The sequence below is a fragment of the Arthrobacter sp. STN4 genome (assembly GCF_024539665.1).
Classification (GTDB): Bacteria; Actinomycetota; Actinomycetes; order Actinomycetales; family Micrococcaceae; genus Specibacter.
In genome coordinates this window covers 186,601-205,124 of sequence record NZ_JAKZGX010000003.1, presented here as the reverse complement: position 1 = coordinate 205,124, position 18,524 = coordinate 186,601, and the positions used below count along the sequence as shown (strand labels likewise).

Annotated in this window: 18 protein-coding genes; 16 read left to right on the top strand and 2 right to left on the bottom strand. The window is 65.0% G+C overall.

The window, feature by feature from the left end:
* Nucleotides 1–26: 26 nt before the first annotated feature.
* Complete coding sequence (locus MMF96_RS04395) at nt 27–830, top strand: L-threonylcarbamoyladenylate synthase (protein WP_256882667.1); 804 nt, start codon at nt 27–29, stop codon at nt 828–830.
* Between the two features lie 69 nt (nt 831–899).
* Here the strand turns inward: MMF96_RS04395 and MMF96_RS04390 are convergent, their stop codons facing one another.
* Nucleotides 900–1,859 (bottom strand): glycosyltransferase, encoded by a 960-nt coding sequence (locus MMF96_RS04390; RefSeq protein WP_176616805.1) that lies wholly within the window; start codon nt 1,857–1,859, stop codon nt 900–902.
* Between the two features lie 2 nt (nt 1,860–1,861).
* Nucleotides 1,862–2,761 (bottom strand): glycosyltransferase, encoded by a 900-nt coding sequence (locus tag MMF96_RS04385; protein ID WP_256882666.1) that lies wholly within the window; start codon nt 2,759–2,761, stop codon nt 1,862–1,864.
* Nucleotides 2,762–2,948: 187 nt separating this feature from the next.
* Between MMF96_RS04385 and MMF96_RS04380 the strand changes: the two genes are divergently transcribed.
* The 15 genes from MMF96_RS04380 to MMF96_RS04310 all read left to right on the top strand — a co-directional run bounded on the left by MMF96_RS04380 (nt 2,949) and on the right by MMF96_RS04310 (nt 18,460).
* Nucleotides 2,949–4,826, top strand: coding sequence for a nucleoside-diphosphate sugar epimerase/dehydratase (locus MMF96_RS04380; protein WP_176616807.1), 1,878 nt, complete (start codon nt 2,949–2,951; stop codon nt 4,824–4,826).
* Nucleotides 4,826–5,878: a UDP-phosphate glycosyltransferase gene (locus MMF96_RS04375; RefSeq protein WP_256882665.1), complete on the top strand. Its 1,053-nt coding sequence runs from the start codon at nt 4,826–4,828 to the stop codon at nt 5,876–5,878. The genes MMF96_RS04380 and MMF96_RS04375 overlap by 1 nt, the downstream gene beginning before the upstream one ends.
* A gap of 159 nt (nt 5,879–6,037) precedes the next feature.
* Nucleotides 6,038–6,523: a hypothetical protein gene (locus tag MMF96_RS04370; protein WP_176616809.1), complete on the top strand. Its 486-nt coding sequence runs from the start codon at nt 6,038–6,040 to the stop codon at nt 6,521–6,523.
* Nucleotides 6,520–6,834 (top strand): hypothetical protein, encoded by a 315-nt coding sequence (locus MMF96_RS04365; RefSeq protein ID WP_176616810.1) that lies wholly within the window; start codon nt 6,520–6,522, stop codon nt 6,832–6,834. The genes MMF96_RS04370 and MMF96_RS04365 overlap by 4 nt, the downstream gene beginning before the upstream one ends.
* A 97-nt stretch (nt 6,835–6,931) precedes the next feature.
* Nucleotides 6,932–7,726 (top strand): F0F1 ATP synthase subunit A, encoded by a 795-nt coding sequence (atpB, locus tag MMF96_RS04360; RefSeq protein ID WP_176616811.1) that lies wholly within the window; start codon nt 6,932–6,934, stop codon nt 7,724–7,726.
* A 76-nt stretch (nt 7,727–7,802) separates the two neighbouring features.
* Nucleotides 7,803–8,021: an ATP synthase F0 subunit C gene (atpE, locus tag MMF96_RS04355; protein ID WP_113718645.1), complete on the top strand. Its 219-nt coding sequence runs from the start codon at nt 7,803–7,805 to the stop codon at nt 8,019–8,021.
* Nucleotides 8,022–8,069: 48 nt separating this feature from the next.
* Nucleotides 8,070–8,630 (top strand): F0F1 ATP synthase subunit B, encoded by a 561-nt coding sequence (locus MMF96_RS04350; RefSeq protein WP_176616812.1) that lies wholly within the window; start codon nt 8,070–8,072, stop codon nt 8,628–8,630.
* Nucleotides 8,630–9,472 (top strand): F0F1 ATP synthase subunit delta, encoded by an 843-nt coding sequence (locus MMF96_RS04345; protein ID WP_176616813.1) that lies wholly within the window; start codon nt 8,630–8,632, stop codon nt 9,470–9,472. The genes MMF96_RS04350 and MMF96_RS04345 overlap by 1 nt, the downstream gene beginning before the upstream one ends.
* A 116-nt stretch (nt 9,473–9,588) precedes the next feature.
* Complete coding sequence (atpA, locus tag MMF96_RS04340) at nt 9,589–11,226, top strand: F0F1 ATP synthase subunit alpha (protein ID WP_176616814.1); 1,638 nt, start codon at nt 9,589–9,591, stop codon at nt 11,224–11,226.
* A 74-nt stretch (nt 11,227–11,300) separates the two neighbouring features.
* Entirely contained in the window at nt 11,301–12,194 is an 894-nt protein-coding gene (locus MMF96_RS04335; RefSeq protein ID WP_176616815.1) for a F0F1 ATP synthase subunit gamma, read from the top strand.
* Nucleotides 12,195–12,284: 90 nt separating this feature from the next.
* Nucleotides 12,285–13,739, top strand: coding sequence for a F0F1 ATP synthase subunit beta (gene atpD / locus MMF96_RS04330; protein WP_176616816.1), 1,455 nt, complete (start codon nt 12,285–12,287; stop codon nt 13,737–13,739).
* Between the two features lie 2 nt (nt 13,740–13,741).
* The gene (locus MMF96_RS04325; RefSeq protein ID WP_176616817.1) at nt 13,742–14,032 is read left to right on the top strand and encodes a F0F1 ATP synthase subunit epsilon; all 291 of its coding nucleotides are present in this window, start codon (nt 13,742–13,744) and stop codon (nt 14,030–14,032) included.
* Between the two features lie 10 nt (nt 14,033–14,042).
* On the top strand, nt 14,043–14,474 hold the full coding sequence (locus MMF96_RS04320) for a DUF2550 domain-containing protein (protein ID WP_176616818.1): 432 nt from the start codon (nt 14,043–14,045) through the stop codon (nt 14,472–14,474).
* 84 nt (nt 14,475–14,558) lie between these two features.
* Entirely contained in the window at nt 14,559–15,929 is a 1,371-nt protein-coding gene (locus MMF96_RS04315) for an alpha/beta hydrolase family protein (protein ID WP_256882664.1), read from the top strand.
* Nucleotides 15,926–18,460 (top strand): DUF2156 domain-containing protein, encoded by a 2,535-nt coding sequence (locus MMF96_RS04310; protein WP_256882663.1) that lies wholly within the window; start codon nt 15,926–15,928, stop codon nt 18,458–18,460. Before MMF96_RS04315 ends, MMF96_RS04310 begins: the two co-directional genes overlap by 4 nt.
* Nucleotides 18,461–18,524: the final 64 nt, after the last annotated feature.

Sequence of the window (18,524 nt, the reverse complement as noted above, 5' to 3'; positions counted from 1 at the left end):
GGTTTCCGGATGAAAGAATGGTCAATGTGAGTACCACTTCGTATAACTGCACCAATGATGAACAGCGGGCCGAGGGACTGGCGCACGCCCAAAAGGCCATTGCGGCCAAGCAGGTCATCGTGATGCCTACGGACACCGTCTACGGGATCGCGGCCGACGCGTTCTCGCCGCAGGCCGTCGCCACCCTGCTCGCCGCCAAGGGCCGCGGGCGGAACATGCCCCCGCCAGTGCTGATTCCACGGATCGGCACCATGGAAGGGCTCGCCACGGAAATTCCTGACGATGCCCGCAGGCTCGCGGAAAAGTACTGGCCCGGACCGCTGACGTTGATCTTCCACGCCCAGCCGTCCCTGACCTGGGACCTGGGTGACACCGTCGGCACCGTGGCACTGCGCGTGCCGGACGAGCAGCTGGCCCTGGACCTGCTGACCCTGACCGGACCGCTGGCCGTCTCCAGCGCCAACCGGACCGGGCAGCCCGCTGCGCAGACGGCCCAGGCGGCCCGTGAACAGCTTGCTGAATCCGTGGAAGTTTACCTGGAGGCCGGGTTTCGCCCCCTAGCAGGCACGGACGGTGTTCCGTCAACGATCATTGACGCCACCGGGCCACGGCTCCGCCTGGTCCGCGAAGGTGCCATCACGCTGGAGGAGATCCGGCGCATGGTGCCCAGTGCCCTGGGGCATGACGAGGAACCCCACATGTGGGAACCAAGTGGTTCGGACTCGCCCGTCAGCCTGGAAAAGGCGGCCCCGGAGCCCGCTGGCACCGCGCAGGTCGAGCACGCCGGGGCCCAATCACCGGAGGCGGCCTCGAACACCGAGCAGGCCTGATTCCGTGACGAATGTACAGCTCCGGCGGGTCCGCTTTCAGCCGGCCCGCCGGAGCTGTACGCTCGGTGCCTAGAGGTCCAGCTTTGCCATGGGCTGCCACTGCCGGTCCGCCAGGATGGGGCGCGAGGCGCGCCATCCTGCCCACAGCCTGGCGCTGCCGCGCAGCGTCTTTTCCACGGCCAGCAGCCGCACCAGTTCCTTGGCTGCCGTCAGGGCCGTCCCGACGGCAAACCCCATGGGGTTGAACTGCCCGTGGGCGCGCAGGTACTGGGCCACGAGCCCGCGGTTGCGCATCACATAGAAGCGGCTCAGGTTGGAGGAGTCGTTCAGGTGCCGGATGTACAGGTCAACGGTGCGTTGTTCACGGACCTTGTGCAGCACAAACTCGTTCACGTACATGACGGGACGCTCCTGCGCCACCAGCCAGCCGTAAATGGCGTCGTCCCAGGTGATGAAGAAGCGCGGGTCCGGCAGGCCCGCCGACGCCACTGCGTCACGGTGCACCAGCATGCCCTCAAAGCAGCCAACGTTGGTGGGGAACTCGTTGGTGTGGGCGAAAACGTCGCCGCGCACCGGCAGGTGGATGCCCAGAAAGCTGCTGAATGTGTGTTGCCAAAAGAACGGCTTGCCTGCGGGGTCGTAGCGGCGGCCCACCAGCGCGTCGTATTTGTCCATCCACGGCCCGAAGGCGCCGATGGCCCCGGGAACCGCGGTTACGTCGTCGTCCATCAGCCACATCCACTGGGCGCCTTCGGACAGTGCGCGCTCCACGCCGGCGGAAAAGCCGCCGGCGCCGCCCACATTCGTGCCCAGGGCCTGGTGGTGCAGGGCAACGGGGGACGGGAGGGCGGCCAGCCGCTCCCGTGCCGCGGCAATGACTGCGGCCGTGTTGTCGGTGCTGGCGTTGTCCACCACCACAACGGCGTCGGGGGCCGGGTCAAGGGCGGCCACGGACTCCATCAGCCCGGCGAGATAGTCCGCCCGGTTGAAGGTGGTGATCACGATGAAGAAGCGGTCGCGTCGCCCCACGGCTAGAATTTCTGGTCCTTCAACGGCCCGAACTTTGCCCCGCGCAGCCCCGCCGAATAGGCGCCGGCCCATTCGGCCAGCCCTTTCACGTCCCCGTGCTTTAGGTAGTAGAGCGGGTAGCCCACCGCGTCGGCCACGAACGACCTCAGCCGCCGGTGCCTGCGTGTGAGGTAGCCGCGGTTGCGGAAGAAGTAAAAGCGCTTGAACGGCGATTCCGGGACCAGCACGTGGAAGCGGTTGCCCATGAGTTCCTGGACCTCGCCCCAGCCGGCGGGGTGTGTCAGTGCCACGGTGGTGACGGTGCCGAACTTTACGTTGGCCCGGCGCAGCCGCAGCATGAAGTCGACCTCGTCGCCGCGAATGAACAGGCGCAGGTCCGGCAGGCCCACCTTGAAGAACACGTCGGAGCGGATCAGGGCGCCGTTGAAGAACTGGCCCACGTTTTCAATCAGGCCCAGCGGCTCCACATCGGCACGCTCGTGCGTCAGGCGCCCGTCCAGGCGGAACGGGAAGGACAGCTTGGTGGGTTCCCCGGGGGCGACGACCAGCGGCAGCACCACGTCCAAACCACGCTCCCGGGCCGCCTCCAGCAGCGTCGCCAGGCACGACGGGTCCTCCGGGTGGGCGTCGTCGTCCATGATCCACACCCACTCGGCGCCGGAGGCCAGGGCGCTGAGGATGGCGAAGGAAAAGCCGCCTGCCCCGCCCAGGTTGGCCTCGGACCTCAGATAGGTCACGGGGGCCGGCGCGTCCGCGGCAATCCGGTCCACCGGCTGCGTGCCCGAATCAACCAGGGAGATGGAATGCGGTGCGTGGCTCTGCCGCGAGAGGGCTTCCAGCAAAGTGCGTACGTCCCCCGGCCGGTCAAAGGTTACGGCAGCCACGGCTACGGTGTTTTGCAAGTCCTGGATCCTCTCGGCCGGCGGGGGCGCGCGGCGCGGGTTGGCGGTGTGGCATGGGTGAAGCGATTACTATCGTAATAGCCATTACTTTAGTACAGCGCGCCTCGAACGGACTGTAGGGCTATTTGGGCCCGAAGCGCATGCCAACCAATTACGGGCAGAAAACGGACTACGAATCACGTTGAATATGTCGAGCACCACAGCAGCAGGAAAACCCGGAGCCACGCACCCCGAAGGCGACGCCAAGCCGCGCCTGTGGCTGTGGTCGCAGGCCATCCTGGATTCCCTGTCCTGGGCCGCCGCCCTGCTGCTCGCCGTGCTGCTGCGCTACGAGCTGGACGTGCGGCTGATCAATCCCGGCGGGATGGCACTGCTGATCGCCGTGGCGGTGGCAACCCAGCTCGTTGCCGGCTGGTGGCTCTCGCTGTACCGCGGCCGCTACACGTTCGGCAGCATCCAGGAAGCCCGGGTATTGGTGGCCACCACCCTGATTGTGGCCGCCGTGACGTCAGTTTTCCTGTTCCTGACGGTGCAGGAGCTTCACATTGCCCGCTCCGTCAGCGCCATCGCCTTTCCCTTTGCCGCGCTGATCATGGCGGCCGTGCGCTACGCCAAGCGCCTGTACGTTGAGGGCAAGCCCACCTTCGGCGACGAGGCCCAAAAGACGCTGATCTATGGGGCGGGATTCCTGGGCAACTCGCTGGTCACCCGCATGGTCCAGGACCCGGAGTCGCCCTTTGTCCCGGTGGGCCTCATTGACGACGACACGGCCAAGAAGCACCTGCGCCTGAGTTCGGTGGGTGTCCTGGGCCGCGGCGACGAGCTGCCCGAGATCATCAAGCGCACCAGGTCCACCGTGGTGGTGCTGGCCATGGCCCACATAGACGCCGAACGCATCCGGGAAATTTCCGACTCCGTCGCCGGGCTGGGCGTGAAGGTCCTGGTGCTCCCGCCGCTGCAGGAAATGCTCACCTCCAACACCAACCGGGACAACGCCGGCGGCCTCACGGACTTCCGCGAGATCGACGTCGAGGACCTGATCGGCCGGCGCCCGGTGGACATCAAGGTGGACCAGATTGCCGGCTATGTCACCGGCAAGCGGGTCCTGGTCACCGGAGCGGGCGGCTCCATCGGCTCCGAACTCTGCCGCCAGCTGCACGGCTTCAACCCGGCCGAGCTGATCATGCTGGACCGTGACGAATCCGGCCTGCAGCACACGCAGCTCTCAATTTTTGGCCACGGCCTCCTCAACGACAACTCCACCGTGCTGGCGGACATCCGCGACGCGGACGCGCTCGACGAAATCTTCGCCAAGCGCCGCCCCGAAGTCGTGTTCCACGCCGCCGCCCTCAAGCACGCCCCCCTGCTGCAGATGTACCCGAAAGAGGGCTGGCAGACGAACGTCCTCGGCTCCCTGAACGTGCTCAGCGCCGCCCGCAACGTCGACGTGGAAACCTTCGTGAACGTCTCCACGGACAAGGCCGCCAGCCCCACCACCGCGTTGGGACACTCCAAGCGCGCCGCGGAAAAGCTGACGTCCTGGATGGCGGGGGAGACCGGCAAGCGCTATGTCTCCGTGCGCTTCGGCAACGTCATCGGCAGCCGGGGGTCCATGCTGCCGCTGTTCACGGACCAGATCAACAAGGGCGGACCGGTCACGGTCACCCACCCTGACGTCACCCGCTTCTTCATGACCATCCCCGAAGCCTGCCAGCTGGTCATCCAGGCCGGTGCCATCGGCCACGGCGGCGACGTCCTCATCCTGGACATGGGCGAACCCGTGCGCATCATGGACGTGGCCCGGCGCATGATCGCCATGTCCGGGAAAAAGATCGACATCCAGATCACCGGCCTGCGCCCGTCCGAGAAGCTCCACGAACAGCTCACCGGCGACGACGAGATCAACAAGCCCGACGGGCACCCCAAGATTTCCCACACCCACGCCCGACCCCTGGCCCCCGCGGACCTGGACCTCGAACTGTGGCTCCAGCGCTGCCGTGAGGAGTCCGGCGGCGACGCGCCCAGCATTGACGAGTCCGACGGCGACGTTGCGGCAGGCGCCTGATGGACACCTCCAGCTTGCTTGCGTCCGCCGCCGTGGCCGCCGTCGCCCTCGTGTTGGCCCTCGGCCTGCCCGCCGTCGCGCGCCCGCTCCTGGTGCGCGCCGGGGTGCTGGACGTGCCCAACGCGCGCAGCTCCCACCAGCGGCCCACCATCCGGGGCATGGGAATCACGACGGCCGTTGCCCTGCCGGCCGCACTGGCCCTCGCCCTGTTCCTCCCCCAGGGGAGCGTGAACGAGTCGCAGGCGCGCGCCACCCTGGTCGTGATCCTGCTGGTGACCCTCTGTGCCGCTGCCATTGGCTGGGTGGAGGACATCCGGGGCCTGGCCATCACCGTCCGTGCCGGGCTGCAGCTGCTGGTGGGGGCCCTGGCCACGGCAGCCGTGGCGATCATTGACCCGGCCGCGCAGCAGCTGTGGTGGATCCCGGCCGGCGCGGTGGCCGTGGCGGCCTACGTGAACGTCACCAACTTCATGGACGGCATGGACGGCATTTCCGGCACGCACGGGCTCCTGGTGGGCGGCTTCTATGCCTTCGGCGGTGCCGTGACGGGCCACCAGTGGCTGGTGTATGCCGGCGTGGCCATCGCCGCGGCGTTTGCCGGGTTCCTGCCATGGAACCTGGGCCGCAACAAGGTCTTCATGGGCGACGTGGGCAGCTACCTGCTGGGTGCGTCCATCTCCGTCACCGCCATGGCCGCCTTCCTGGCCCACGTTCCGGTGGAATACATTTTCTCGCCCGTGCTGGTCTACCTGGTGGATACCTTTGTCACGTTCCTGCGGCGGCTGCTGGCGGGGGAGCGTTGGTATGCCTCGCACCGCCAACACGTCTACCAGCGCCTGAACATTGTGGGCCTGAGCCATGTGCAGTCCACCGCGGTGGTGTGCGCAGCAACGGTGGTGGTCAGCGTGCTGGGCATTGTGGCCGCCCAGGGCAGCAGCCTGGTGCAGGTTGTGGCCACGGCCCTGTGCCTGGTGGCGGTGCTGCTGTACCTTCGCACGCCCACGCTTTTCCAGCGGCATTTCCGCCGGAAGGCCGGCGCCGAAGCCCGGTAGCGGCGGCTGTGCGCCACGGCACCGGCCGTGGCCCGGTGCGGAGGGGCATTAGTTAGGTCATGTAACAGTTCTATCTCGTGTAGAATTGTTTTTGGCGAATTCCGCCCCCGCGTTTCATTGGCTTTCGTGCGATAAAAGTCTCTCCTGAAGAGAGTGGTAATGAAGGATAAAAGTGCCCCCCACGGCGCCGTTCGGGGACCCGTCAAGGTCGCCGGTCCTTCTGCCACCCCTTGGCTGAACATCCTCGTGAAGTGTTTGCTGGTGGCTGTGGCCGCCACGGTGGTGCTTGCCGTTGCGGCGCTCGTCGTTTCGGGCTGGCCGGGGGTTGGCAGTGTCGCCTTTGGTGCCGCCGTCGTGGTTGCCTTCTTCGGCCTCAGTCTTCTGGTGGGCCACATTTACGGCCGGAAGAATCCCTCCGGTGCCATTGGCGTTTTCATGGTCACCTACCTGGTGAAAGTGGTGGGCTTCGCGGTCATCCTTTTCACCTTGGGTGCCCCTACCTGGCTCAACGGCCCCTGGTTCGCAACGGCCGGCGTCGTGGTGGTTTTGCTGTGGCAGGCCACCGAGGTGGTCACCTTCAGCCGCCAGCGCCTGCAGCTCTACAACGACCCCGTCAAACCACCGTCGGAAGCGGGCCAGGCATGAGCGGCGGCAACGGACGCGGGGAGAAGTATTCCGCGGCTTCCGGCAACCCCGACAACACCGAAGGCACGGGCGGCTACAACTCCGGAATGGTCGTGTTCAGCTACATTATTGGCGGAATAGTGGTCTGGAGTTTGATAGGGTGGGGTCTGGATATTTTGCTCGGAACACATTGGATGGTTCTGGCCGGGGCACTCATTGGCCTCGCCGGCGGATTTTATTTGTCATTTGCCCGCCGCTTCGGAATGGGCAGTTCCAAGCGTGTGGACGGACCTCCAACCGCGACCAACGGCCAGGGGCCTGAGCAACATTGATACCACATTTTTTCTATAACCTTGGGGGCTTCGAGGCGCGTTCCGTCTCCGCTCCCGCAAACCAGCCCAATTACGGACACTGCAGAGAGGAAACGCGTTGATCGCGCTTATGCTCCCCGCCCAAGATGGTGGAAGCTTTACCCCGCCCAGCGTCGAAAGCCACCTGACCCCGTTCTTTACGATCGGTGGCCTGGAATTCAACAAGCAGATTTTGTTGGTGCTGCTTTCGGTCGTGATCATCGCCTGGTTCTTCGTGGCTGCGGCACGCAAAGGCCAGCTCGTTCCGGGCCGGCTGCAATTTGTGGGCGAAATGGCCTACGGCTTCGTGCGCAACTCCGTTGGCAAGGACGTCATCGGGGCCAAGGACTACAAAAAGTACGTGCCGCTGCTGTTCTGCCTGTTCTTCTTCATCCTGGTCAACAACCTGTTCGGTGCCATCCCGATCCTGCAGCTGCCCAGCTTCTCGCACGTCTCCGGCGCCTATGTCCTGGCCCTGCTCGTGTACGTGGTCTGGATCGGTGTGGGCCTGAAGGAAAACGGCCTGCGCTATTTCAAGCTGGCCGTGGTCCCGTCGGGTGTGCCGTGGTACATCCTGCCGATGGTGGTCCCGATCGAGATCATCTCAAACTTTGTGGTTCGACCGATGACCCACAGCCTGCGTCTCTTCGCCACCATGCTCTCCGGCCACTTGATCGTCATGATCGCCGGCTCCGGCATCGAGTTCCTGATTGCACAGGAAAGCTGGTTCCTGAAGGGCACCTCCATTTTGGTACTGGTCGGAGCAGTGGCCATGTACATGCTTGAAGCCCTGATTATGGTCCTGCAGGCCTACGTCTTTGTCCTGCTGACCGCAATCTACATTGAGGGTGCTGTCCACGCGGACAGCCACTAACCGCACCAAAAGAATTCCCCTTGGGGGATAACTTGAACCAAACAACCTGCCTACGGGCATCTTGAAAGGAAACACAATGACGGGAAATATCAACGGCTCGCTGAACCTCATTGGTTACGGTCTGTCCGCAATCGGCGGTGCCATTGGCGTGGGCTTGGTCTTCGCTGCCTACATCAACGGCGTTGCACGCCAGCCGGAAGCCCAGCGTGTGCTCCAGCCCCTCGCCTTCCTGGGCCTGGCGCTGACCGAAGCACTGGCCATCCTCGGCCTCGTGTTTGCGTTCGTTCTCAAGTAAAGAGAACTTCGAAGTTTCAAAACACGAGTAGAAAAGGACGGGTGAAATATGAATAATCTCATGGTTTTAGCCTCCGTCAATGCGGCGGATGCAGCGCCCAGCCCACTGGCTGTCAGCTGGTCTGAAGTCCTGGTGGTCGCTGTCGGCTTCGCCATTCTCATGGTCATCGTGGCCAAGTTCGTTGTCCCGATGTTTGAGAAGACCTATGCCGACCGCACTGAAGCCATTGAAGGCGGAATCGCCAAGGCTGAGAAGGCGCAGGCGGAAGCGTCGGCGGCTCTCGGTGAGTACAAGCAGCAGCTGGTTGACGCACGCACGGAAGCAAACCGCATCCGTGAGGAAGCCCGCACCGAAGGTGCCCAGATCCTGGCGGACCTGAAGGAAAAGGCCGCCAGTGAGTCTGCCCGCATCACGGAACAGGCACAGACGGCCATCGCCGCCGAGCGCCAGGCCGCAGTCGTGTCCCTCCGTGCCGAGGTCGGTTCGCTGGCCACCACGCTGGCGGGACGCATTGTGGGCGAGTCGCTGGACGACGACGCCCGCGCAGCCCGCGTGGTGGACCGTTTCCTGGCTGACCTGGAAAAGCAGAGCGAAGGTGCTACGAAGTAATGGCAGGCGTATCGAGCGAATCGCTGACCATGGCATTGGGCCAGTTGGAAGCAGAGCTTCCCACGGCGACGCTGTCGTTGGCCAAGGAGCTTTTTTCCATCCTGGCGGTCCTGGACAGCTCGGCCGGCCTGCGCCGTTCGCTGACTGACCCGTCCCGCGAGGGTGCGCAGAAGACGGCGCTGGTTGCCTCACTTGTCAAGGGCAAGGTTTCCGCGGAAGCGGAGGCCATCGTCGGCCGTTTGGCCGCAGCCCGTTGGAGCGATGCGCGTGACCTTGGCGATGCACTCGAGACCGTGGCCGCAACCGTGGTCATCGCCGTTGCTGAAAATCGGAGCGCGTCTGCAAGTTCCGGCAACTCCGTTTCCGGCCTCAACGGCCTGGCTGCGTTGGAGAGCGACCTGTTCGCCTTCAACCAGTCCGTTGAATCCAGCCACGAGGTGCAGCGCGCCTTGGTGGAACCGCAGGCAGACGAGTCCGCCAAGGTGGACCTGGCACTGAGGCTGGCACCTGGCGCGAGCGAGGAATCCCAGCTTCTTATTCGCCAGGCGGTCGTCAACCCGCGCGGGCTCAAGAGCGTCAAGCTCATTGAACGCTTCGCCAAATTGGCAGCGGAACGCCAGCAGCGCTGGATTGCCGAGGTCACGGTGAGCCGTCCGATGGACGCCACGCAGCTCGAGCGGCTGCAGCGCGGGCTCAACTCCCTGTACGGACGCGAGCTGAACGTCAACGTCCGCGTGGACCCCGCGCTCATCGGCGGCGTCCGTGTCCGGGTGGGTGACGAGGTAGTGGATGCCTCCGTCATGGCCCGGTTGGGCGAACTGCGCCGCCAGCTGGCTGGATAGCCGCAAAGCAAAAAAGTAAGAAACCAAACCGCCCGCCCACCAGGACGGGAATGGTGCGAAAGCTAGGTCACCGGGAAACACGCGGTGATCGCGAAATAGGAGAGCAGGGACTGCAGATGGCCGAATTGACCATCAACGCCGACGATGTCCGTATTGCGTTGAATGACTTCGCGGCGTCCTACGAACCGGGCAACGCCGAGCGCGTTGAGGTTGGCCGGGTTACCACCGCAGGCGATGGCATTGCCCGTGTGGAGGGTCTTCCCTCCGTCATGGCCAACGAGCTGCTTCGCTTCGAAGACGGCACCCTGGGCCTCGCCCAGAACCTTGACGTCCGTGAAATCGGCGTCATCATCCTCGGTGACTTCACCGGGATTGAAGAAGGCCAGGAAGTTCACCGCACCGGTGAGATCCTGTCCGTGCCCGTGGGCGACGCCTTCCTGGGGCGTGTGGTTGACCCGCTGGGCACACCCATTGACGACCTGGGCGAGATTGCCGCCGAGACCACCCGTGCCCTGGAACTCCAGGCCCCCGGCGTAACCGAGCGCAAGAGCGTCCACGAGCCCATGCAGACTGGCCTGAAGGCCATCGACGCAATGATTCCGATCGGCCGCGGCCAGCGCCAGCTGATCATCGGCGACCGCCAGACGGGCAAGACCGCCCTGGCCGTTGACACGATCATCAACCAGAAGGCGAACTGGGCTTCCGGCGACACGAACAAGCAGGTCCGCTGCGTATACGTTGCCATCGGCCAGAAGGCTTCGACCATCGCCGCCGTCCGCCAGACCCTGGAAGACCACGGCGCGCTGGAGTACACCACCATCGTGGCGTCCCCGGCTTCGGACCCCGCCGGCTTCAAGTACCTGGCACCCTACGCCGGTTCGGCGATCGGCCAGCACTGGATGTACCAGGGCAAGCACGTCCTGGTGGTCTTCGATGACCTGTCCAAGCAGGCTGAGGCCTACCGTGCCGTGTCCCTGCTGCTGCGGCGCCCGCCGGGACGCGAAGCCTACCCGGGCGACGTGTTCTACCTGCACTCCCGCCTGCTGGAGCGTTGTGCCAAGCTGTCCGACGAGCTCGGAGCAGGATCGATGACCGGCCTGCCGATCATCGAAACCAAGGCAAACGACGTTTCCGCCTACATCCCGACCAACGTGATCTCCATCACCGATGGCCAGATCTTCCTCCAGTCGGACCTCTTCAACGCCAACCAGCGCCCCGCCGTTGACGTCGGTGTGTCCGTCTCCCGCGTGGGCGGTGCCGCACAGGTGAAGTCCATGAAGAAGGTTTCCGGTACGTTGAAGCTGGAACTGGCCCAGTACCGCGACATGCAGGCGTTCGCCATGTTTGCCTCGGACCTGGATGCCGCCTCCAAGCAGCAGCTGACCCGCGGTGCACGCCTCATGGAACTGCTCAAGCAGGGCCAGTACGCACCGTTCCCGGTGGAAGACCAGGTTGTCTCCATCTGGGCCGGCACGAACGGTTACCTGGACGATGTCCCGGTCCAGGACGTTTCGCGCTTCGAGAAGGAGTTCCTGGAACACCTGCGCCACGCCACCTCCATCCTGACCACGCTGGCACAGACCAACGTCATGGCTGACGAAACCGTTGATGCGCTCAAGGCCGCCATCACGGACTTCAAGGCCGGCTTCTTCGGTGTCGGGGCCAACCAGCTGGTTGGTGCCGGACACGAGGAGCACGACCCTCTTGCCGGCTCCGACGTCGACCAAGAGAAGATCGTCAAGCAGAAGCGCTGACTCTACGTCGGCCGGTCCTGCCGGGGCAATGTCCCCGGCAGGACCGGCCACCGGGACTTTAGGAAAGGAAAAGTATGGGAGCCCAGATCCGGGTCTACCGCCAGAAGATCGCATCGACCACCTCGATGCGCAAGATCTTCAAGGCGATGGAACTGATCGCCACCTCGCGCATCGGTAAGGCGCGCCTGCGTGTGGCGGCATCCTTGCCCTACTCGAATGCCATTACCCGCGCCGTTTCTGCCGTGGCATCGCAGAGTGTGATCGACCACCCGTTGGTGACGACGCCGGAGCAGATCCGCCGGGCCGCCGTCGTCGTTGTTGCCTCCGACCGGGGCCTCGCGGGTTCCTATTCCGCCGGTGTCCTCAAGCAGTCTGAACAGCTCGCGGAGCTGCTCAGCTCGGAAGGCAAGGAAGTTTCGTACTTCCTGGTCGGCCGCAAGGCACAGGCGTACTTCGATTTCCGTGACCGCGGCTACGCGCGGGTCTGGACCGGTGGCACGGATGCCCCCGAATTCAGCACCGCCAAGGAGATTGCCCAGGCAGTCCTGGAAGCCTTCGCCACGGAATACGAAAAGGGCGGTGTGGATGAAATCCACATTGTCTCCACCCGATTCCAGTCGATGGTCGTGCAGGTTCCCCAGGTTGTCCGCCTGCTGCCCCTTGAGGTGGTGGAGGAGCAGGCAACCAGCGAGTCCGACCTTCTTCCGTTGTACGAGTTCGAGCCCGAGCCGGCACAGGTGCTTGACGCCCTGCTTCCGCGGTACATCGAATCCCGTATCTTCAACGCGCTCCTGCAGGCTGCCGCAAGCGAACTTGCAGCACGCCAGCGGGCGATGAAGTCCGCCGGCGACAACGCCTCGGACCTGATCAAGAAGTACACGCGACTGCGCAACACGGCCCGCCAGGCCGAAATCACCCAGGAACTGTCCGAGATTGTGGCCGGTGCCGACGCGTTGAACGCGTCCTAGCCCACGCCGCACCCCGGGGCGGGTCCGCCCGCCCGGTTTCTGACCCCGATACACTTAACCCCACGCCATCTACTGATTGAAGTGAGAGAGATGACTGCCACTACTACAGAGCAGGTAGCCGCCAAGGCCGGTGCCATTGGACGCATTGCCCGCGTCATTGGCCCCGTTGTTGACGTAGAATTCCCAGCGGGGTCCATCCCCGGCATCTACAACGCCCTCGAAGCAGAGCTGACGCTCGCCGGCGAGACGCGCACCATCACGTTCGAAACCGCGTTGCACCTCGGTGACAACCTGGTCCGGGCCATCTCCCTGCAGGCTACCGACGGACTGGTCCGCGGCACGTCTGTCAAGGACACCGGCGCGCCGATCTCCGTCCCCGTCGGCGAAGGCGTCAAGGGCCACATCTTCAACGTCCTGGGCAAGCCCCTGGACATCGAAGAGTCGGAGCTGACCACCACCGAGCGCTGGCCGATCCACCGCAAGGCCCCGGCCTTCGCCACCCTTGAGGGCTCGACGCAGATGCTCGAGACCGGCATCAAGGTGATCGACCTTCTCACCCCGTACATCCAGGGTGGAAAGATCGGCCTGTTCGGCGGTGCCGGTGTCGGCAAGACCGTTTTGATCCAGGAAATGATCACCCGTGTTGCCCGCAACTTCGGAGGCACCTCCGTGTTCGCCGGTGTTGGCGAGCGCACCCGTGAGGGCAACGACCTTTGGGTTGAAATGGACGAGGCAGGTGTTCTCAAAGACACCGCCCTGGTGTTCGGCCAGATGGATGAGCCGCCGGGAACGCGTCTGCGCGTTGCCCTGTCCGCCCTGACCATGGCGGAGTACTTCCGCGATGTCCAGAACCAGGACGTGCTGCTCTTCATCGACAACATCTTCCGCTTCACGCAGGCCGGTTCGGAAGTTTCCACGCTGTTGGGCCGCATGCCCTCCGCTGTGGGCTACCAGCCCAACCTTGCCGACGAGATGGGCCTCCTGCAGGAGCGCATCACCTCGACCAAGGGCCACTCGATCACGTCCATGCAGGCCATTTATGTCCCTGCCGACGACTACACCGACCCGGCCCCGGCAACGACGTTCGCCCACCTGGACGCCACCACCGAGCTCTCGCGTGAAATTGCCTCACGTGGCCTGTACCCGGCCGTTGATCCGCTGACATCCACCTCGCGCATCCTCGACCCGCAGTACATCGGCCAGGCGCACTACGACACCGCAGTGCGCGTGAAGCAGATCCTCCAGAAGAACAAGGAACTGCAGGACATCATCGCCATCCTGGGTGTGGACGAGCTCTCCGAAGAGGACAAGATCGTCGTGGCCCGTGCCCGGCGCATCCAACAGTTCCTGTCGCAGAACACGTACACCGCCAAGCAGTTCACCGGCGTCGAGGGCTCCACGGTTTCCATCAAGGACACCATCGAAGGCTTCACCGCGATCTGCGACGGCGACGTCGACCACATTGCCGAGCAGGCGTTCTTCAACGTCGGTGACATGACCGACGTCGAACGCCAGTGGGCCAAGATCCAGGAATCGACCAAGTAACCATGGCCGAACTGGAAGTTGAAATCGTAGCGGCGGACCACCATGTGTGGGCCGGTGCGGCGAAGATGGTCAAGGCGCGCACGTCCGACGGCGAGATCGGCATCCTCCCGGGCCACTCGCCCCTGCTGGCCATTTTGGCAGAGGGTGAGCTGGCCATCGAGCCCGTCAACGGAGGCCGCATGGCGGTTTCCGTGGACGGCGGCTTCTTCTCGGTAGACAAGGACCGGGTGGTGATCGTTGCCGACAACGCGCAGTTGCAAGACGGCGCAGCGTCAAACGCAGGCAACCACTAGCAAGTATTTGATGAACGAACCCGGCATCCCGTTCATCGTCCTGGCAGCGATTTTCCTGCTGGTCGTTATAGCACTGTGCCTGTTTGGGGTGCGCCGCTTTCAACTGCGGCGCGCCCTGGGTACCGTGGACGCCTCCCTCTGCATTGGCGGCAACCGCTGGCAGATGGGGGTTTGCCGTTATCAGGAGTCGGACCTTGAATGGTTCCGGCTTCTTTCGTTAAGCCCCATTCCGCGCCGCAAGATGGTCCGCAGTTCCATTGAGCTGGTGGGGCGGCGCAAGCCCACCGAGGCGGAACTGACCCGGGTGCCGCCCGGGGTGGTCATTGTCACGCTCTCCTACAAGGGTGAGGAAGTGCTGCTGGCCATGAAATTCGGTGCCTACGCGGGATTGTCGTCCTGGCTGGAGGCCGGTCCCGTGGTGGGGATCGGTACTTGGAGATAAGCTCCAGCAGCCTCCCAGAATTTGGCACTAATATCTCCAGTGTTGCCCGATGTTGGATGCGGGACAGGCGGAAAAGGGCAAGCAATGCAATTAGGTGTGTGGATTTATGGGCTGAGCCTGGCCTCGGGATTCCTGCCTCTGGCGGCCTTTGTCTTGGGCGTCGTTGCGCTGGCGTACCTGCTGGTCCGCCGCTCCCGCCGTTGGTGGATTTTCTGCGCACTGTCCGCAGCCGTCTCGGCGGCCCTGGGGATGTTGCTTTGCTGGGCCGTCATCCACGTCTGGTACTGGTGGCCTGAAGACCTTCCCGCCACCGTCGTTGCCTGCGTGGCTTTCGGCATCTGGGGCCTGGTCCTCGGATTGGCGACGGCGCTTCTTGGCTTGGGCGGGCGTCGCGCGCGCGAGGGACAGGTGCGCCATGGCGGCCGCCAGGTGCGAGCGGGCACGTCCTTGGTGAGGCGGTTGCTGGGCGTGGCTGCCGGCGTCGTCGTGCTCGTGGTTTGTGCGGTGCAGGTCAATGTCTACTTTGGCGAATACCCCACGGTGGGCAGCCTGGTACGCGGGGACCCGGCCCTGGCCCGGGGCATCCCTCATTTCCTGCAAAAGAAGAGCGCGGAGCGCTTCCGGCTGCTGCCGGTGGAAGACGGCTGGGTGCCGCCCAGCAAGATGTTGAACGGCGAATTCCGCCAGGTCACCATTCCCGGGAAGGTTTCCGGCTTTCATGCCCGCCCTGCGGTGGTCTACCTGCCTCCGGCCTACTTCGCGCCACGTGCGCCAGCTCTTCCGGTGGTGGTGTTGGTCACCGGGCAGCCGGGATCGCCGGAGAACTGGCTCGTCTCCGGGCACCTGCCCCAGACCATGGCTGATTACGCCCGAGCCCATCACGGCCTGGCACCCGTCGTGGTCATGCCGGATGCCAACGGCAGCCAGGAAGCCAACACGATGTGCATGAACTCGGCCCTCGGCCGCGCGGACACCTACATGGCGGTGGACGTGCCGCATTGGATTTCCGCCACCCTGAACGTGGACACGAACCACGAGCATTGGGCCGTGGCGGGGTTTTCCTACGGCGGCACCTGCGCCATGGAGATGGTCACCCGGCACCCCAGCGTCTACAGGACATTTGCAGCCATCTCCGCGGAGCGGGAGCCGGCGCTGACCGCCGACCGGGCCGTGACCATCCAGCGCGCCTTCCACGGTAATGCGTCCGCGTTCGACGCCGTGGTGCCCTTGACGTTGCTCGACCACAAAAATTACCCGTTCGTCCAGGGCTGGTTTGCCAGTGGCCAACAGGACCAGGTGTACACCCACAATGCCGTGGTGCTTGAGGCTGCGGCGCGCAAGGCCGGCATGAAGGTGGAACGCACCACCTTCCCGGGCGGACACTCGTGGATCATGGTGACGGAGGCGCTGCCTTCGGCGTTTGCCTACCTCGGCGCGCGGCTGGGACTGCAGTGACGGCTGCCTTCGCCAGCTGGGTGCGCCGGACGCCCTTCTCGCTGGCCGTCGTGGCGGCGACCGTCGTCGTGGTGGTTGGCACCCGGTCGGTTATTTACCCCCTGTCCCGGTTTGTGGCCGGCGCTGCCGGGCTGCAGTCCACCGACTTGGTGCACGGGCAGTGGTGGTCGTTCATCACCACGCTGTTCCTCACCCAGGGCCCTGCCGGATTGTTGGCCGCGCTGGCCCTGCTGATAGGGGTGCTGGGCCTCGCAGAGGTCACGGTGGGCACGTGGCGGGCCGCAGCTTTGTTCTTCTCGGTGCAGCTCGCGGCGGCGGTGGTCTTCACCGGCGTCGTGCAGCTGGGCGGGGCCCTTGGCATTGAATGGCTTCAGGGCATGCAGGCGGCGACCCTCATGGGGCCGTACGCGGCTTCGGCCGGCACCCTGATGGCTGCAAGCCGGTTGGTCAGCCGCATGTGGCGCCGGCGCATGCGCAACCTGGTGCTGGCCACCGCGGTGATGCTGACCCTCTATGTGGGCCATGCACAGAACCTGTTCATCCTGGTGGCGGCGCTGGTGGGCCTGGTGATGGGTATGGCACTGCTCCCGGCACGGACCGCCCCCTACGTGGTGCGCTCCACCAGCCGTGAAACGCGGACCAACCTGGCCATTGTGGTGGCCGTCTTTGCCGTGGGCCCGCTCATGGCCGCCGTCGCCCACATCCCGGTGGGTCCGCTGGCCAGGCTGCGCAACCTGGTGGTCAACCCGGTGCCCAGCATTGGCCAGCTGCAGGCGGCCTGCACGCCGCTGGAGGAATCCTGCCGCGGCCTGGGGCACGGCATGGGTCTCTGGGGTCCGGGCGGGCACCTGCTGGCACTGGCCCCCATGCTGCTGCTCCTGGCGTGTGCCGAGGGGCTGCGGCGGGGGAACCGGCTGGCCCTTTGGATGGCCGTCTACCTGCACCTGGTGATCGGTGTCATGAGCGCGTTTTACCTCCAGGTGTTTGCCGGCTTCGGGCTGCCGCTGCTGCGGGGACGCCGCGTTCTGAGCATTGACAGCTCCGCGTGGGAGGTATTCCCCGTGGTCCTGGTGCCGTTTGTCATCGCCGCCGTCCTGGTGTCCCGGCGCCGCCACTTCCACATCGACCCGGACCCTGCCCTGCGCCGCCGGGCCGCCGTCCTGCTGCCAATCATGCTCGGCGCTTTCGTGGCGCTGTACGCAGCCGCCTGGTACCTGGAAGGCAACGAACAGGGCAAATACGGGTTCATCGGCCTCTTTGCCAGCCTGCCCAGGGTGCTGCTGCCCTACCCCTTCCCCTTTGGTTATGGGGCCGCCGTGTACCCGCAGGGTTTCTTCTCCACGCTGCTCTTCAGCATGGGCGGGGCCGCGTTATGGACCGCCAGTGTGGTCGTGGTCCTGGGACTGTTCCTGAGCCGCCGCGTGGTGTCCGGTCCGGCCGGTGCGGACAAGGCAGCCGCGGCGGCCCTGGTGCACCGCGGTGGCGATTCGCTGTCCTGGATGGCGCTCTGGCCCGGCAACGAGTACTGGTTTACGCCGGCGCGGACCGCCGGCTTTGCCTACCAGGAACATTTTGGCGTCGCGGTGACCGTAGGCGGACCCCTGGGGGAGCCGGCGGACTACCCGGCCGCCGTGAACGGATTCATTGATTATTGCTCCGAACAATCCCTGACCCCGTGTTTTTATTCACTGACCGATGAATGCTGGGAAACCTTGGAGCGCCGCGGTTTCCACCGTGCGGGCGTGGCCACCGAAACCCTCCTGGACATCCGTGCCATGGAATTCAAGGGCAAGGAATGGCAAAACGTGCGCACGGCCCTCAACAAGGCGGCCAAACTCCAGGTTGAGGCGAGCTGGCAGAAATACTCGGGGCTCAGCACCGGCCTGCGCACGCAGATCCACGAAATTTCCGAAGACTGGGTGTCGGAAAGGGCGCTGCCCGAACTGGGATTCACGCTGGGCACCGTGGAGCAGCTCAAGGACGACAACGTCCAGGTCTGCCTCGCCGTGGACGGCACCGGCCGCGTCCACGGTGTCACGAGCTGGCTGCCCGTCTTCGCGGACGGGGAAGTGGTCAGCTGGACGCTGGACTTCATGCGCCGCAACGACGGCGCCTTCAAGGGCGTGATGGAGTTCCTGATTGCGGAGGCCGTGCTGCACTTCCGCGACCAGGTCGAATACATCTCCCTGTCCGGATCGCCCCTGGCCGTCAGCGCGCCGGAAGTGCCGGCGGCCGAAGGCGGCCCGGGCACCGCGGCCGCCGAGGCGCCCGGGACGGACATGCATCCGCTTCTGGCACTCGAGGGCACCTCGATGGAACGGATCCTGGGCGTGCTGGCCCGGACCCTGGAGCCGGTGTACGGATTCGCGTCGCTGGCCAACTTCAAAAAGAGGTTCCAGCCGCGGCACCGTACGCTTTACATGGCCTACCAGGATCCGCTGTCGCTGCCGGCCATCGGCCGCGCCGTGGGGGAGGCCTACATGCCAAATGTCTCCGTCCGCGAGCTGACGCGGCTGCTGCGCCGGGCGTAGCCGGCCGCCCAACCGGCGCAAAAAAGGGCCCCGGCGCCATGGCCGGGGCCCTTTCAGGCAGCGT

Bases quoted from the DNA above. Each gene is read 5' to 3' on its own strand.
- MMF96_RS04345 (WP_176616813.1), top strand. From the start codon at position 8,630: ATGGCAGGCGTATCGAGCGAATCGCTGACCATGGCATTGGGCCAGTTG.
- MMF96_RS04380 (WP_176616807.1), top strand. From the start codon at position 2,949: ATGTCGAGCACCACAGCAGCAGGAAAACCCGGAGCCACGCACCCCGAA.
- MMF96_RS04375 (WP_256882665.1), top strand. From the start codon at position 4,826: ATGGACACCTCCAGCTTGCTTGCGTCCGCCGCCGTGGCCGCCGTCGCC.
- MMF96_RS04335 (WP_176616815.1), top strand. From the start codon at position 11,301: ATGGGAGCCCAGATCCGGGTCTACCGCCAGAAGATCGCATCGACCACC.
- MMF96_RS04315 (WP_256882664.1), top strand. From the start codon at position 14,559: ATGCAATTAGGTGTGTGGATTTATGGGCTGAGCCTGGCCTCGGGATTC.
- MMF96_RS04325 (WP_176616817.1), top strand. From the start codon at position 13,742: ATGGCCGAACTGGAAGTTGAAATCGTAGCGGCGGACCACCATGTGTGG.
- atpE (WP_113718645.1), top strand. From the start codon at position 7,803: ATGACGGGAAATATCAACGGCTCGCTGAACCTCATTGGTTACGGTCTG.
- MMF96_RS04350 (WP_176616812.1), top strand. From the start codon at position 8,070: ATGAATAATCTCATGGTTTTAGCCTCCGTCAATGCGGCGGATGCAGCG.
- MMF96_RS04320 (WP_176616818.1), top strand. From the start codon at position 14,043: ATGAACGAACCCGGCATCCCGTTCATCGTCCTGGCAGCGATTTTCCTG.
- MMF96_RS04365 (WP_176616810.1), top strand. From the start codon at position 6,520: ATGAGCGGCGGCAACGGACGCGGGGAGAAGTATTCCGCGGCTTCCGGC.
- atpD (WP_176616816.1), top strand. From the start codon at position 12,285: ATGACTGCCACTACTACAGAGCAGGTAGCCGCCAAGGCCGGTGCCATT.
- atpA (WP_176616814.1), top strand. From the start codon at position 9,589: ATGGCCGAATTGACCATCAACGCCGACGATGTCCGTATTGCGTTGAAT.
- MMF96_RS04370 (WP_176616809.1), top strand. From the start codon at position 6,038: ATGAAGGATAAAAGTGCCCCCCACGGCGCCGTTCGGGGACCCGTCAAG.